At 71.1% G+C, this 14,135-nt stretch carries 14 protein-coding genes; 4 read left to right on the top strand and 10 right to left on the bottom strand.

Annotation, left to right across the window (positions count from 1 at the left end; genetic code table 11):
- The first annotated feature begins 99 nt into the window (after window positions 1-99).
- Window positions 100-2,925, top strand: coding sequence for a cation-translocating P-type ATPase (locus tag OZ403_RS34300; RefSeq protein WP_268782735.1), 2,826 nt, complete (start codon window positions 100-102; stop codon window positions 2,923-2,925).
- 6 nt (window positions 2,926-2,931) lie between these two features.
- Here the strand turns inward: OZ403_RS34300 and OZ403_RS34295 are convergent, their stop codons facing one another.
- Entirely contained in the window at window positions 2,932-3,828 is an 897-nt protein-coding gene (locus OZ403_RS34295) for a DUF547 domain-containing protein (protein ID WP_237077705.1), read from the bottom strand.
- A gap of 112 nt (window positions 3,829-3,940) precedes the next feature.
- Between OZ403_RS34295 and OZ403_RS34290 the strand changes: the two genes are divergently transcribed.
- A complete protein-coding gene (locus tag OZ403_RS34290) occupies window positions 3,941-4,990 on the top strand; it encodes a Rieske 2Fe-2S domain-containing protein (protein ID WP_140800057.1) in 1,050 nt (349 codons plus the stop codon).
- A 23-nt stretch (window positions 4,991-5,013) separates the two neighbouring features.
- Here OZ403_RS34290 and OZ403_RS34285 read toward each other — a convergent pair whose 3' ends face one another.
- A complete protein-coding gene (locus tag OZ403_RS34285) occupies window positions 5,014-5,223 on the bottom strand; it encodes a hypothetical protein (RefSeq protein WP_237079980.1) in 210 nt (69 codons plus the stop codon).
- A gap of 145 nt (window positions 5,224-5,368) precedes the next feature.
- Window positions 5,369-6,772 carry a TolC family protein gene (locus tag OZ403_RS34280; protein WP_268782734.1) on the bottom strand — a complete coding sequence of 468 codons (1,404 nt, stop codon included), beginning with the start codon at window positions 6,770-6,772 and terminating at the stop codon, window positions 5,369-5,371.
- Between the two features lie 184 nt (window positions 6,773-6,956).
- On the opposite strand from OZ403_RS34280, the gene OZ403_RS34275 reads away from it, so the two are divergent.
- Window positions 6,957-7,448 carry a MarR family winged helix-turn-helix transcriptional regulator gene (locus tag OZ403_RS34275; RefSeq protein WP_140795425.1) on the top strand — a complete coding sequence of 164 codons (492 nt, stop codon included), beginning with the start codon at window positions 6,957-6,959 and terminating at the stop codon, window positions 7,446-7,448.
- 10 nt (window positions 7,449-7,458) lie between these two features.
- Here the strand turns inward: OZ403_RS34275 and OZ403_RS34270 are convergent, their stop codons facing one another.
- From OZ403_RS34270 to OZ403_RS34240, 7 genes are all read right to left on the bottom strand, one after another.
- The gene (locus OZ403_RS34270; RefSeq protein WP_268782733.1) at window positions 7,459-8,262 is read right to left on the bottom strand and encodes an energy transducer TonB; all 804 of its coding nucleotides are present in this window, start codon (window positions 8,260-8,262) and stop codon (window positions 7,459-7,461) included.
- Between the two features lie 16 nt (window positions 8,263-8,278).
- Complete coding sequence (locus OZ403_RS34265; protein WP_140795423.1) at window positions 8,279-8,713, bottom strand: ExbD/TolR family protein; 435 nt, start codon at window positions 8,711-8,713, stop codon at window positions 8,279-8,281.
- Window positions 8,714-8,716: 3 nt separating this feature from the next.
- Entirely contained in the window at window positions 8,717-9,439 is a 723-nt protein-coding gene (locus OZ403_RS34260; protein WP_140795422.1) for a MotA/TolQ/ExbB proton channel family protein, read from the bottom strand.
- Window positions 9,440-9,605: 166 nt separating this feature from the next.
- Window positions 9,606-10,604, bottom strand: coding sequence for an aldo/keto reductase family protein (locus OZ403_RS34255; RefSeq protein WP_140857289.1), 999 nt, complete (start codon window positions 10,602-10,604; stop codon window positions 9,606-9,608).
- 13 nt (window positions 10,605-10,617) lie between these two features.
- Window positions 10,618-11,100: a DoxX family protein gene (locus OZ403_RS34250; protein ID WP_140877443.1), complete on the bottom strand. Its 483-nt coding sequence runs from the start codon at window positions 11,098-11,100 to the stop codon at window positions 10,618-10,620.
- A gap of 154 nt (window positions 11,101-11,254) precedes the next feature.
- Entirely contained in the window at window positions 11,255-11,377 is a 123-nt protein-coding gene (locus OZ403_RS34245) for a hypothetical protein (protein WP_257792127.1), read from the bottom strand.
- Window positions 11,378-11,457: 80 nt separating this feature from the next.
- A complete protein-coding gene (locus OZ403_RS34240; RefSeq protein WP_268782732.1) occupies window positions 11,458-12,369 on the bottom strand; it encodes a helix-turn-helix domain-containing protein in 912 nt (303 codons plus the stop codon).
- A 208-nt stretch (window positions 12,370-12,577) separates the two neighbouring features.
- On the opposite strand from OZ403_RS34240, the gene OZ403_RS34235 reads away from it, so the two are divergent.
- On the top strand, window positions 12,578-14,134 hold the full coding sequence (locus tag OZ403_RS34235; RefSeq protein ID WP_268782731.1) for a hypothetical protein: 1,557 nt from the start codon (window positions 12,578-12,580) through the stop codon (window positions 14,132-14,134).
- Window position 14,135: the final 1 nt, after the last annotated feature.

Raw genomic sequence — 14,135 nt, 5'->3', positions numbered from 1 at the left:
GGAACAATGGCCCTGGAGGGCAGCGCGATGTCCACCCGCCCACTGCCCAGGTGGAGATGCGCGCGACCGTTGCCAGATTGCATCGGAAGGAGCCACCGGATGAAAGACCAGCCCGCCGCACCCGAACGACCGGGTGCACCAGCGCTCGCCAGACCGCCTGCCGGCACGAAGCCCCCGTGGCATTCGCTGCCACCGGAACAGGTGCTGTCGTCGCTTGAAAGCACGGCGGAAGGGCTGACGGACGAGGAAGCGCGCGAGCGCCTGTCGCGCCATGGGCCCAACGTGCTGGAGCGCGCGCAGGGCGACGGTCCGCTGAAGCTCCTGTGGCGGCAGGTGAACAGCCCCTTCATCTGGGTGCTCATCGCCTCCGCGGTGCTGGCCGTCATCATGGGCAAGGTGACGGACGGGCTGGTGGTGGCCGCGGTGGTGGTGCTCAACACCCTCATCGGCTTCGTGCAGGAGTACCGCGCGGGGAAGGCCATTGAGTCGCTCAGCCGCATGGTGCCGGAGAACGCCACGGTGATTCGCGCGGGCCGCAAGCTGCGGGTCCCCGCGGCGCAGGGCGTGCCGGGCGACGTCATGGAGCTGGCGCCGGGTGACAAGGTGCCCGCGGACATGCGGCTGCTCTCCGCGCGCAACCTCACGGTGGAGGAGGCCGCGCTCACGGGCGAGTCCGTGCCCGCGCAGAAGGCCGTGGCGCCCGTGCCGGAGGACGCGGAACTGGGAGACCGGGCCAGCCTGCTCTTCGGTGGCACCCTGGTGACGTCCGGCTCCGCCACCGCGGTGGTGGTGGCCACCGGGCAGGCCACCGAGCTGGGCCGCATCTCCACGCTGCTCCGCGAGGCCACCGACCTCCAGACACCGCTCACCAAGGCGCTGGCCGTCATCGGCAAGTACATCACCCTGGGCATCCTGGTGATCTCCGCCGCGTTGCTGGCGGTGGGGCTGGTGCGCGGCTACGCGGTGAGCGAGGCCGTCGTGGTGGCGATTACGCTGGCCGTCGCCGCGATTCCCGAGGGACTGCCCGCCATCGTCACCATCGCCCTGGCCATTGGCGTGCAACGCATGGCCGCCCGGCGCGCCGTCATCCGCAAGCTGCCCGCGGTGGAGACGTTGGGCAGCACCACCGTCATCTGTACGGACAAGACGGGCACGCTCACCCGCAATGAGATGACGGTGCAGGCCTTGTGGACGACCCACGGGCGCTACGCGCTCAGCGGCGTGGGCTACTCCCCCAAGGGGGCGCTGACGCGGGGGAGCCAGCCGTTGGAGGCGCCGCCGCCGGACGTGTGTGAGCTGCTGCTGGCGGGCGCGCTGTGCAACGACGCCGCGCTCCAGCCCCGCGATGGACAGTGGGACATGACGGGCGACCCCACCGAGGCCGCGCTGCTGGTGGCGGCGGAGAAGGCGGGCATGCACGTGGACGACGTCCGGCAGGCGCACCCGCGCGTGGACGCCATCCCCTTCGAGTCGGAGAACCAGTTCATGGCCACCCTGCACGACGACGGGAAGGGCGGCCGCCGCATCCTGCTCAAGGGGGCGCCGGAAGTCGTACTGCGCCGCTGCGCGCTGGAGGACGGCTGCTCGTCCAGCACGGTGCTGGCGGAGGTGGACGGCCTGGCGCGGCAGGGCATGCGCGTGCTCGCGGTGGCATACCGGGAGGTGACGGTGTCACACGTCGCGTTGCGCATGGAGGACGTCGAGGGCGGCCTGCGGCTGCTCGGCCTGGAGGGGATGATTGACCCGCCTCGCGAGGAGGCCATGGCCGCGGTGCGCGCCTGCCACGAGGCGGGAATCACGGTGAAGATGATTACCGGTGACCACCCCTCCACGGCGGCGGCCATCGGCGCGCAGTTGGGGCTGCTGAAGCCGGGGGAGGAGGGCATCCCCGGCGCGCGGCTGGCCGCCACGGATGACGCGGCGCTGGAGGAGGTGGCCCTGCGCTCCAACGTCTTCGCGCGGGTGGCGCCCGAGCACAAGCTGCGGCTGGTGCGCGCGCTCCAGCGCCGGCAGCACGTGGTGGCCATGACGGGGGACGGCGTCAACGACGCGCCCGCGCTCAAGCAGGCCAACATCGGCGTGGCCATGGGCATCACCGGCACGGCGGTGGCGAAGGACGCGGCGGACATCGTGCTGACAGATGACAACTTCGCCTCCATTGTCGCGGCGGTGGAGGAGGGGCGGCGCGTCTACGACAACCTCATCAAGTCGCTGGCCTTCGTGCTGCCCACCAACCTGGGGCTGGCGCTCATCCTGCTGTTCGGCGTGTCCCTCTTCCCCATCCAGGAGGTGGACGGACGGCTGGTGCCGCTGATGGCCATGCTGCCCACGCAGCTGCTCTGGATAAACCTGGTGGCCACGGTGTCACTGGCGCTGCCGCTGGCCTTCGAGGCCCGGGAGCCGGACGTCATGCGCAGGGCCCCCAGGGCCCCCGGGGCGCCGGTGCTCAACCGCTTCGTGGTGATGCGCACCGGACTGGTGGCGTTGCTGATGGCCGCGGGCGCCATCGGCCTCTTCCTGTGGGAGTACCGCCGGGACATTCCTCGCACGGGACACGCGCACGCGCTGGCCGAGGCCCAGACGATGGCGGTGAACACCGTCATCAGCTTCCAGATGTTCTACCTGTTCATGTGCCGCAGCCTCATGGGCTCGGTGCGCAAGGTGGGCCTCTTCAGCAACCGCTCGGTGTTCGTGGGCATGGGCCTGCTGGTGCTGCTCCAGGTGGCCTTCATGTACCTGCCCTTCATGCAGCGCGTGTTCGGCACCGCGCCCCTCGGCTTGGAGGACGTGGGCCTGTCCATCCTGGTGGGCGCGGTCGTGCTGCCGGTGGTGGGGCTGGAGAAGTGGCTGCGGCAGCGCAAGGATGACACGGACGCTTCATCAGGACGCGGCGCCGCGCGGCTGCGCGAGCGTGTTCCCACGTGAGGCGGCTCAGGGACGTGCGGGCCGGGCGGCGGCGTCCGGCAGCGTCCAGTCCCGCTCCATGAAGGCGATGCGACACTGGTCCAGCCGGGGGCCGCAGGCGCGGTCCAGGTCACTGCGGGTGTCGCAGCCCGGGCGCTCCTCGCAGGTGTCCGGCAGGAAGGCCCAGACGAACTGGAGCACGTTGCCGCCGCGGCCCTCGGGCAGCGCGGCGAGGAAGTCCTCGCGGTACTCCTCGAAGAGCGACGTCAGGTAGACGGTGTCCCGCTCCAGCCGCACGTTGCGCCGGTCGCCCACGAAGCGGCGTCCGGCCTCGTTGAGCTGCGAGTCCAGGAACTCCGGCTGGAAGTGCGAGCCGTCCAGGCGGGGGCCCCCGCGCGCGGCCTGGAAGAGCGCCAGGTGGATGCGCGGGTCGGCGAACTCGCGGCGCAGCACGCGGTTGTGCAGCGCCCACAGCGTCAGCCGCTCACCGCCCACCGTCCAGGAGCGGCCCCAGAAGAAGCGTCCCAGCATGGGCTGCTGCACGGTTTCGAGGTACGGGTAGCCGTCGACCACCTGCTGGAGCACGAGCGCGTTGTAGGCGTTGAGCCAGTAGGCCAGCGCGTCCTCCGGCGTGGGAAAGACGTCCGGGCGGTTGTGGGGGGAGAACGACGCCAGAGAGTCGACGAAGCCGTCCAGCGTCTTGCGCTCGCGCCCCACCGAGGCGAAGTCCACGTCCCCGTCCGGGCGCACGTGCCGCAGCACCTTCTCGTAGTCGTGGTAGCTGAACGGGGTGGCGGGGGAGGGCACGCGCGCGGGCAAGAGGCCCTGGACATGAAGCGCGCCTCCCGCGCCCAGCAACGCGGCCACGGCGAGCAGCACGGCGAAGACGTGGGGACGACGGCGAGGAGCGGAAGGGGTGGCCACGGGGGCGGGAGCATAACCCAGGGGGAAGGGGGCTGCCCGGTCCTCCAGTTCACCCCGCGTAACTCGGAGTCCATTTCAAGCAGGGATAGTCGTCGACTTATACTGGGCCCCCATGGAGCCTACCCCCAAGGTCATCCGTCACTTCCATCCGGTGCTCTCCGCCCGCGCGCTGGGCACCAGGCCGGTCCGCGTGGAGGTGGCGGGCCGCGCCTACGCGCTCTTCCGGGATGGCACGGGACAGCCCGCGGCGCTCGCGGATGCCTGCCCCCATCGCTTCGCGCCGCTGTCCAAGGGGACGGTGCGCGCGGACGGCCGACTCCAGTGTCCGTACCACGGCTGGCGCTTCGACGCGGAGGGGCGCGGCAGCAATCCCAGCCAGCCGGAGCTGCGCAACTGTGACGCGCGAAGCTTCCAGGTGGTGGAGCGCTACGGCTACCTCTGGCTGGCCGAGCGGGACACGCCGCTTTCGGCCATGCCCGACATGGGCGATGAGGGCTACGTCTTCGGCGGCGCGTTCTCCACGCACTTCGCGGCGCCGCTGCACGTGTCGCTCGACAACTTCAGCGAGGACGAGCACACGCCCTACGTCCACACCCGGCTGGGCTGGGACGACCCGAACGCGGACCGGGTGGAGTTCGAGGCGCGCAACCTGGAGGACCGCACGGAGGTGCACTACCGCGCGCCGCAGCGGCCCGCGCCCATCATGACGGTGCTGGGGGTGCGCAGGGGCGACTTCTTCCAGAACGACTGGGTGACGCGCTTCGACCCGGTGCGCAGCCAGTACACCATTCGCTGGGTGGCGCCGGACGGCTCGCCGCGTCCCTTCATCACCCGCGCGAACATCTTCTTCGTGCCGGAGACGGCGCGCACCACGCGCCTGCACGTCTTCTCATTCCTGCGCACCGAGCAGCCGCTGCTGCGCCCGTTGCTCCCCGTGGCGGCGCGGGCGGCCATGGTGCTCACCTGGTGGGAGGTGCGCGACGACGCGCGCTTCATCACCACCGTGGCGGACACGCCATACAGTCACAAGGGCATGCGGTTGGACCGTTTCGACACGCCGTTGGTGCACCAGCGGCGGCTCCTGGAGCGCATCTACTACGGCGCCGGTCCGAAGATGACGGGGGCCGTGGTGCCGCTCCCCCGCGAGGCCCCGGGCGGCTGAAGGCCCCCAGGGCGCGCTCGCGCTCAGTGCAGTGACGGAGAGGGCTCTTCATACGCCGGAGTGGCCACCCCGGTGCGTGCCTCGTAGGCGTTGCAGCCGCTTTCTCCGGACACCTCCAATTCGAACTCGGCCAGCTCCGGCTGCATGCAGCGGTGCGTCTCGCCGGCGCTCTGGGGGTTCTGGTTGGCGAAGTAACGGCAGCCCTTGCAGTTGCCCCACTGTCCTTCCGCCATGACGTCCTCCTCGGGAAAGGGTGTGATGCCTCTCTCCACGAGGGTGGGGTTGGCGAAGGCCGCTCACAACCGGCGCTCGGCGCCCGCCTTCCACGGCGGGCAACCCGGCGCCTGGGAATGGCGGGCGCCGGGATGCCGCGCGGAATTACTGCTGCCGGGGGGCGTCCGCCGGCCCTTCCTGGGTGGGCTGCGTCGGCTGCGTCTGCTCCGGCAGCGGCTGGAGGAACGGCGCCTCCGAGGTCTCCACCTTCAGGTCCGTCGTCAGGGGACGGGCGCCGAACACGCCCACCGCGCGCAGCAGGCGCAGGCCGGCGAGCGAGGCCTGCAGCCGCTCACCCACCAGGCCAATCTCCGCCTGCGTCAGCGCGGTGTTCGCGTCCGCGACCTCCAGGTACGTCGCCACGCCTTCCTTGAAGGAGACCTCGGTGAGGCGGTGGGACTCGCGCGCCAACTCCACGGCCTGCGAGGCCTTGAGGCGGTTGGCCAGGGCGCTCTCCAGGTCGAGCTGCGCGGTATTCACTTCCTGGCGCGCGGTGAGCTCCGCCTTGCGCTGCAGCGCCCGGTTCTCCGCGATGACGGCCGAGGCCTCCTGCAGGTTGGCCTCACGCAGGCCGCCGTCCCACAACGTCCAACTGGCGCCCAGGGTGATGAACCAGAAGCGGTTGGAGCCGACGAAGCCCGCCGCGTTGCTGATGTTGTAGGTGCCGGAGACCTGCACGTTGGGCAGGTAGCTGAGCCACACGCCGCGCTTGTTGATTTGCGCCAGCTCCACGGACTCACGCGCCGCGGCGACGTCCGCGCGCTGCTCGAGCGAGCGCTCGACGAGCACGTCGGTGTCCGTCTTCTCCGGCACCTGGGGCTCCGGCGGCGGCGCCACGTCGAAGTTCGGGTTGTCCAGCGCCAGCAGGGTGGCCAGCACCAGCTTGGCGGACGCCTCCGCGTTGCGCGCGCGGATCAGGTCCTGCTCCGCGCGGGTCAGGTCCTGCTCGGCGCGCAGCAGCGCCACGCGCGTCACCGTACCCGCCTCGAAGCGGACCTGCGTGTCCTTGGCGCGCGCGCCGTTGAGCTCCACCAACCGCTCCTGCACCGCCACGGCCTGTGCCTGCGCCACGGTGCCGTAGTACGCCTGCGCCACGCCGAAGAAGATTTCGCGCCGCGCCTGCTCCACGTTGAGCTCCGCCACGCGCTCCGCCTTGTAGGCGGCCTGGATGCCGGCCCACAGCTGCGGGGCGATGATGGCCTGCCGCACCTGGCCCTGGGCCTGCATCTGCACCCGTGGCTGGATGACGATTTCCACGGGCGCGAGCGGACCCGCCGGAATCACCGCTTCGATGGAGTTGCGGATGACGGCGCCGTTGACGGTGACGTTGGGGAGGTAGCCGGCCCAAGCCTTGCGCGACGCGGTATCCGCCTGAGCGAGGCGGGCCTGCGCGGCCTTGAGGTCCAGGTTCTCCTTGCGGGCGCGGTTGAGCGCGTCCTCCAGGGTCAGCGTAGGCGGCGGTGCCGCGGCCAGGGTGGCCGCCAGGGACAGCGCCAGGAATGAACTCATGACCGCCTCTACCTCCTCAAGGGCCCGCGCCGGCGCGGGCCACTGCGTCCAGGATGGACTTGCTACGGGTTCGAGCCTCGGGTCGGCAGCCATAGTCCATGACGTCCGAATTTGGAAGCTCCGGAATGTAGTAGCTCTCAATAGTTGATGAAGTCAATTGTTTAGGTGGCTCAGGTGACATAACATGAGAGGCATGAATGGGAGCGGCGAGCAGTTGGAGCGGAAGACGAAGCCGGGGAGTGGGCCCGGGCAGGCCGGACCCGCGGGTGACTTGCCACGCCAGGCGTGGACACTCCTCTTCGAGCTGATGCACACGCACATGCGCAACTTCCCCGCACTGGCGGCGGAGTTCGACCTGTCGCCGGTGCAGGCGCACGTGTTGCGGCAGCTGGGAGAAGGGCCGCTGGCCATGAGCACGCTGGCCGCCTACCTGTCGTGCGACGCGTCCAACGTCACGGGCCTGGTGGACCGGATGGAGGCGCGCGGGCTGGTGGCGCGCCGCAGCTCCGAGCAGGACCGGCGGGTGAAGATGCTGGTGCTGACGGAGGACGGCGCGGCGCTTCGCGAGCGGCTGTTGGAGCGCATCTTCGAGCCCCCGAACGCCATCTGCGGCCTGCCGGAAGAGGACCTGTGCGCGTTGCGCGACATCATGCGCCGCGCGCTGGGCGCGCAGTAGGCGCCCCGGGTCAGTCCAGCAGGAAGGTGTACGAGTACTTCATCTCCGTGGAGACGGGCTCGCCGCCCTTGATGGCGGGCTTGAAGCGGAAGCGGCGGATGGCATCCCTCGCCGCCTCGTTGAGGCCGTAGCCGGGGCCCTTGAGAATCTTCACCGCCACCACCTTGCCCTCGTGGTCGATGGTGATGGAGAGCGTGACGGTGCCCTCCACGCCCGCGCGGCGCGCTTCCTCCGGATAGGGAATCTTCACCTCGGAGGCCACCGTGGGCTCGGAGTCCACCTGGTAGATGGGGGCGTACTTCGGCGCGCTGTACCCCTTCACGTCCTTGGGGTCCTTCGCGGTGGGGCCCGTCGTGCCATACGCGGTGTTGCCCACGGGCGCGGCGAACGAGCCCGCGCTGGTGGTGGAGGACATCGTCATGCCCACCACGAGCGGCGGCGGCTTGGCCTGCGGCTCCGGCGGCGGGGTGTCGTTGGGCGGCGGCGGCGCGTCCACGGGCGGCGGGGGCAGCGGCTTGGGGGCCTCGGCCACCTTCACCGGCGGCGGCTTCACCACCTTGGGCTTGGGGGGCGGCGGCTTGGGCGGCTCCTCCGGCTTCGGCTCCTCGGGGGGCGGCGGGGGCGGCTTCACCACCTCCACCATCACCATCTCCACGGGGCGCTTGGCCGCGGGGAGGGTGCGCGAGGCGCCTTCCCCGAGCGCCCAGAAGCCGCCGACGTGAATCCCCAGCGACACGAGCAGGAAGACGCCCACCACGGCCAGTGAGCGGTCGCGTCGGGGCGTTGGAGCGTTGTCGAGGACCGCCTGACTCATGAAGTGACGCCTTGCCTCAGGGGGTCGCGGGCGCGGCCGCGGGGGCCACGTCCTTCTCGATGTTGAGCGCGAACTTGGCGATGCCCTGGCCCTTCACCACGTCGATGAGCCGCATGACGCGTCCGTAGGGCAGCGACTGGTCGGCGCTGATGATGGCGCGCGTCTCCTTGTCCTTGGCCACCGCTTCCTGAACGCGCTTCTCCAGGTCCTTCTCGGTCATCTCGGTGCCGTCGAAGAAGAGCTTGCCCTCCTTGTCCAGCACCACGTTGACCAGGCCCTGCACCGTCTCACCGCCGTTGGCGGCGCGGGGCAGGTCCACCTCCACCGTCTCGCGGACGATGAAGTTGGCCGTCACCATGAAGATGATGAGCAGCACCAGCACCACGTCCACCAGCGGGGTGACGTTGATGCCTGTGATTTCGTCGTCGTTGTCCTGCGCGCCGCCCGCCATGGCCTAGCGGGCCTCCGCGGCGCGAGCCGCAGTGGCCGTGCTGGACGCGGGGCGCTGGGCGCGCATGCTGCCCACCAGGGCGTAGCCCAGGGCATTGGCGCGGCTGGTGAGCGTCTTGAGCTGGCGGTTGAAGACGTTGAAGGCCACCACCGCCGGAATCGCGACCGCCAGACCCACGGCCGTGGCGACGAGCGCTTCGGAGATGCCGGCCATGACGGTCTGCTGCATGGCCCCGCCGCCGCCCTGGGCGTTCATCTTCCCCAGGTCATTGAAGGCCTTGATGATGCCCAGCACCGTGCCGAACAGACCGATGAACGGCGCGTTGTTGCCCAGCGTGCCCAGGTACGACAGGAAGCGCTCGTACTGGGGACGCTCACGCGACAGGGTGGAGGCAATCACCTGCTCCACCGTGTCCGCGCCCTGGTCGGCGGAGGCCAGGGCCTCGCGGATGATGGCGGCCTCCATGCCCGTCTTGCCTTCAATGGCCTTGCGGGCCACGTCGTACTCGCCGCGGGCCAGCCGCACCGCCAGGGCCTCCGAGTCCGGCAGCCGGTGGCGGGCGAAGTACACCGTGCGCTCCAGCATGATGGCGATGGAGAGCACCGAGAGGATGACGAGCACCCAGAGCACCCACTCGGCGGAGGTGAGCGTCACGCCGAGCAGTTTGCTGCTGAGCCAGCCAAGCTCGGTGTGATTCGTCTGGGCCAGGGAGAGGAAGGGCGTCATGAAGGGAAGCCTGGGTAAAGGTGGGCCACGGGGTACTCGCAACCCGGTTGCCAACTTGCGGGCCCATGTCTTGTTCCCTTGGCGCGGAAAGTCAAATGGAACGGCTCGGGTTGGGTGCCGCCCTCCCGGAAGCGGACGCTCAGGCGCCCGCCCGGGTGGGACGGGCTCAGGGGCGCTGGGCGGGGACGTCGGTCAGGGCTGGATTTCGCTCGATGGCGGGGCCCAGCACCGCGTCAATCCGGCGCAGCAGCTCCGGCTCCAGCTTCACGCCCGCGGCCTTCACGTTGTCATGCACCTGCTCCGGCCGGGAGGCGCCGACGATGGCGGAGGAGACGCTGGGATTCTGGAGCACCCAGGCCACGGCGAGCTGGGCCATGGAGAGGCCGGCATCCTTCGCCAGCGGGACGAGCTGCTGCACGCGGGTGAGCACGTCATCCGTCATGAAGCGGGTGATGCCGTAGCGCACAGCGTTGGCCTCCGTGGCGCGGCTACCCACGGGGGGCGCCTGGCCGGGCAGGTACTTGCCGGTGAGGACGCCCTGGGCGATGGGGGACCAGACAATCTGCCCCAGGCCTGCTTCGTCGGAGGCCGGGATGACCTGGGGCTCGATGACGCGGTAGAGCATGGAGTACTGCGGCTGGTTGGAGATGAAGGGCACGCGCAGCTCGCGGGCCAGCGCGGCGCCCTGGCGAATCTGGTCGGCCGTCCATTCGGAGACGCCGATGTACAGCGCCTTGCCCTGGCGGACGATGTCGGCGAACGCGAGCATCGTCTCCTCCAGCGGCGTCTCCACGTCGAAGCGGTGGGCCTGGTACAGGTCCACGTAGTCCGTCTGCAGCCGGCGCAGTGAGCCGTCGATGCTCTCCATGATGTGCTTGCGCGACAGGCCGCGGTCATTCTTTCCAGGGCCGGTGGGCCAGTACACCTTGGTGAAGAGCTCGTAGCCGGCGCGGCGCTGACCCTTCAGGGCACGGCCGAGCACCTCCTCGGCGCGGGTCGCCGCGTACACGTCCGCGGTGTCGAAGGTGGTGATGCCCACGTCCAGCGCCGCGCGCACGCAGGCGAACGCGGCCTCCTCCTCCACCTGGGAGCCGTGGGTGATCCAGTTGCCGTAGGAAATCTCACTGACGACGAGGCCGCTGCGGCCGAGCTTGCGGAAGTGCATGGTGCGCGCGAGCCTAACCGTGGGCGGCCAGGCGTGCACGGCCGCTGACGGGCCACCAGCCGCCAGCCCATGCCACCCAGGCGACGTAGACGAGCTGGAAGGGGATGCGCAGCCAGAAGTACCAGTCCGGGAAGGGCAGCACATGGGCGGTGGTGTTGGCCTGGGCCTCGTGGATGTTGGCGGGGAGGATGGCCAGCAGCAGCGCGATGAGCCCCAGCGCCGCGAGTCGACGGGTGCGTGGCAGCAGCAGCCCCAGCCCGCCCGCGACCTCCGCGGCTCCGGAGAGGTAGACCCAGAAGGCGGGTGACGGCAGTCGCGGCGGAATCATGGCCGCGTAGCGCGCGGGCATGACGAAGTGCATGACGCCCGCGCCCACGAAGAAGAGCCCCGCGGCGACCGCGGCGCGCGCCGTGGGGGTGGACAGCGCGGGGATGCGCCGCAGCGGCGGCAGGTGCAGCAGCAGGAAGAAGGACAGCAGGAGAATGGCGAAGGACATGGGGTGTGCTCCTGAAGAGAGGCACGGGCGGGTGTGGCCTGCCGTGCCGTTGACTTCAGGATGGGGTCCCGGTGCTGGCGTTCGCTTGAACGAACTGGCTGCGATCCGAGAGGCGGGGGCGGCGCGCGTCGTGCTGCCGCCCCCGGCCTTGCCGCTACCGCTTGTCGCGCTGGTTGACGGCTTCCATCACCTTGACGATGACCTTGACGGTGGCCCGGACCACGGCCCTGACGATGGGCCACCAGACCTTGTTCCGGGCCGCGACGCCATCCAGCATGCGGGCCTGGCGGGACGAGTGACGGGCCGCGCTACAGCGTCGCGGAAGCCGTAGCGCCTGCCGCCACAGGTGCGGGGTACTCAGCGGGCCGCGGCGTCGCGGCCCTGCGCCTGGACGCGCGGTCCACGGCGCTGAAGTGATGACGGCGTGGTACCGAACATCCGCCGGAAGGTGCGCGTCAGATGCGCCGCATCCGAGAAGCCGGCCGCGTGGGCGGCTTCACCCAAGGTGCGGCCCGCGGCGATGGCGCCCGCGGCCCGCTGGAGCCGGAGCCACAGGAGGTAGGGCCGCAGCGGCACACCGACGGATTCGGTGAACGTGTGCATCAACCTTCCGGGCGAGAGGCCCGCGACCTGGGCCAGGGCTTCGAGCGAGGTGTCTTCCGGCGCGGCCTCCGCGCGCAGGTGGCGCAGCAGCTTGCGCACGCGCGGGTGGAGGTGGCGGGGGGCTTCGGGCGTCCAGGAGAGGGCGGCCAGCGTGGACTCCATCCATCCGCCGACCGCTTCGTGCGCCAGCGCTCCCGCCGTGGGCAGCCCGCCGAGGAGGGCATCGCGCTGCGTCGTGTCGAACAGGCGTATCGGACCGTCGAGCGCGGCCTGGAGTCGCGCGCCGTCGTCGCTCTCGGGTTCGACGAAGAGGAGGATGACCTCGCTGTCTCGTGCGTCGAGCGCGTGGAGAATGTCCGGGCCCACGAGCACTCCGGCTGCCTGCTCGGTGGTCTTCATGCCTTGCGCGCGGACGCACAGGGCGCCTTGCCGGCACAGCACCAGGTGCATGGCGTGGTGGGCGTGCTTTGTCGTTGCGTCGCCGGGGCCCCACATCGCCAGCGCGGTGGGCCACACCACCAGTGGCATGTCCGGCCACGGCGCCTGGGGCGCCAGTTCTGGAGGGCGGGCGAGGAGCATCCGGAAGAGGGGTTGTAGCAGCAGTCCGGTGGGCTTGATGGCACTGGGGGGCAGTGCGTGGGCCGTCTTTGCCGCGCGGGGCGGCACCTGGGGCAGTCTCGCGTGCAGGCGCGGCCATGGGCACTTCCTCCGCGGGGATGCTGCGTCGGTGTCCGCGAGGCTCGGGCGGTCCGTGCCAGGCGGCGGAAGGGGGCGTCAATGCACGGCGGGATGCGACCGCTCACACCCGGACCGCGACGGCTGGGCGTCGCGTCGCTTGTGGGGAGTGGGCCGAGTAGTCGACACTCGCCGCTTCATGGCTGCCAGTGAAGAACGCCGCTTCCAGGCCCTGGTGCTCGCGCCCATCCGGCGCGTGCAGCGGCGCCTCAACGCGGTGGCATGGGCGGAGGCCGGTATCGTCCCGATGTGGGCCACCGCCACGGCCTGCGTGCTGGCCCGGTTCCTTCTGCGCGGCGCCTTCGTGTGGGCCCTGCCTCCGCTTCTGGCGTTGGGGCTGGGCGCGTGGTTCTGGCGTGCGCGTTCCCGGCGGGTGTCGTTGGAGCAGGCGGCGGTGCTCGCGGACCGGTCGGCGAACGCGGGCGGGCTGCTCCTCACCCGGCTGGAGCGCCCGGTGGGGGAGTGGGAGCTGGCCGTCAATCAGTTCGCGGGTGGGGTGAAGCCTCCCGACGTGAAGTGGCGGCGCCCGGCCGCGGCGCTCGCGGGCGCGGTGCTGTTCGCGGTGGCGGGCTTCCTGTTGCCCCTGTCCGCGCCACGAGGCCGCGCCGTGAATGCCGCCGCCGCGGCGAAGGTGGCCGCGGTCCAGGCGCAGGCGGAGGCGCTCGCCAAGGAAGAGGTGCTGGAGGCGGCCGTCGAGGACGAGCTGCGGCGCCTGGCCGAGGAAGTCGCCGAGGGCCGCTTCGACGCCGGAGACTGGGAGGCCGCCGACGCGCTGGAGAAGCGGTTGGCCGAGCAGGCCGCGGAGGCCGCCGCGCAGCTGGCCCAGGCCGCGGAGGCCGCGCGGGCGTTGGAGGATGCGCTGGGCGCCGCGGGAGGCGCCGAGGCCGCCACGCGTGAGCGCGAGGCATTGGAGCAGGCGCTGATGGCGCTGGAAGGCGGCGAAGAGGGCGGCTCGTCCGACGTCGCGGAGGGAACGGAGGAGGGCGGGGCGCCGCGTGAATCCGAGAACGGCGAAGGGGCACAGGCGGATGCCACGCGCGCGTCCGGACAAGGAGCGCAGGGCGCCGAGGGACAGCAGGGCACGGAAGGTTCGCGGAGTGAGCGCTCCGGTGAGGCGCAGGCCGCTGCCCGCGCGCGGGCCTCCGGTTCACCGGACCAGATTGCCAGCCTGCGCGAGGCGCTGGAGCGCAGGCGTCAGTCGCTGGAGAACCGCTTCGATTCGAACAGCCGCAACGGTTCCGATTCGCAGGCCCGTCGCCAGGGTTCTCGCGGCCAGAACTCGGGGCAAGGGCAAGGGCAAGGGCAGGGGCAGTCGGGGCGCGGCGGCGAGGGCGAAGGGCAATCCAACTCCGGCCAGCAGGGGCATGCGAGCCGGGGCGTGCGGAACGGCGCGGGCGTGTCACGCGGCGGCGGAAGCCAACCGCTCGTCTTTGGTGACGAGGCGGAGATGGACCCGGAGCGGCTCGCCTTCGAGCCGTTGCCTCCCGGACATGGGGGCGACGAGGGCGAGGAGCTCTGGGGCCTCCGGGCCGCGGACCCGAGGCGTCGCGCGGGGCCGGCGGGGCCGGGCGGAGCGCAGGGCACCCAGGCGCGGGGCGATGCGACGGCGGGGCCCGGTGCGGCGCCGCTGCTTCCCCGCAACCGGGACATGGTGAGGCGGTACTTTGGTGGCGAGTCGTCTGGAAGGGGGCAATGAC

It is taken from the genome of Myxococcus sp. NMCA1 (assembly GCF_026810205.1).
GTDB classification, from domain to species: Bacteria; Myxococcota; Myxococcia; order Myxococcales; family Myxococcaceae; genus Myxococcus; species Myxococcus xanthus_A.
The sequence above is the reverse complement of the archived record's forward strand: the minus strand, read 5'-3'. Positions and strand labels throughout refer to the sequence as shown.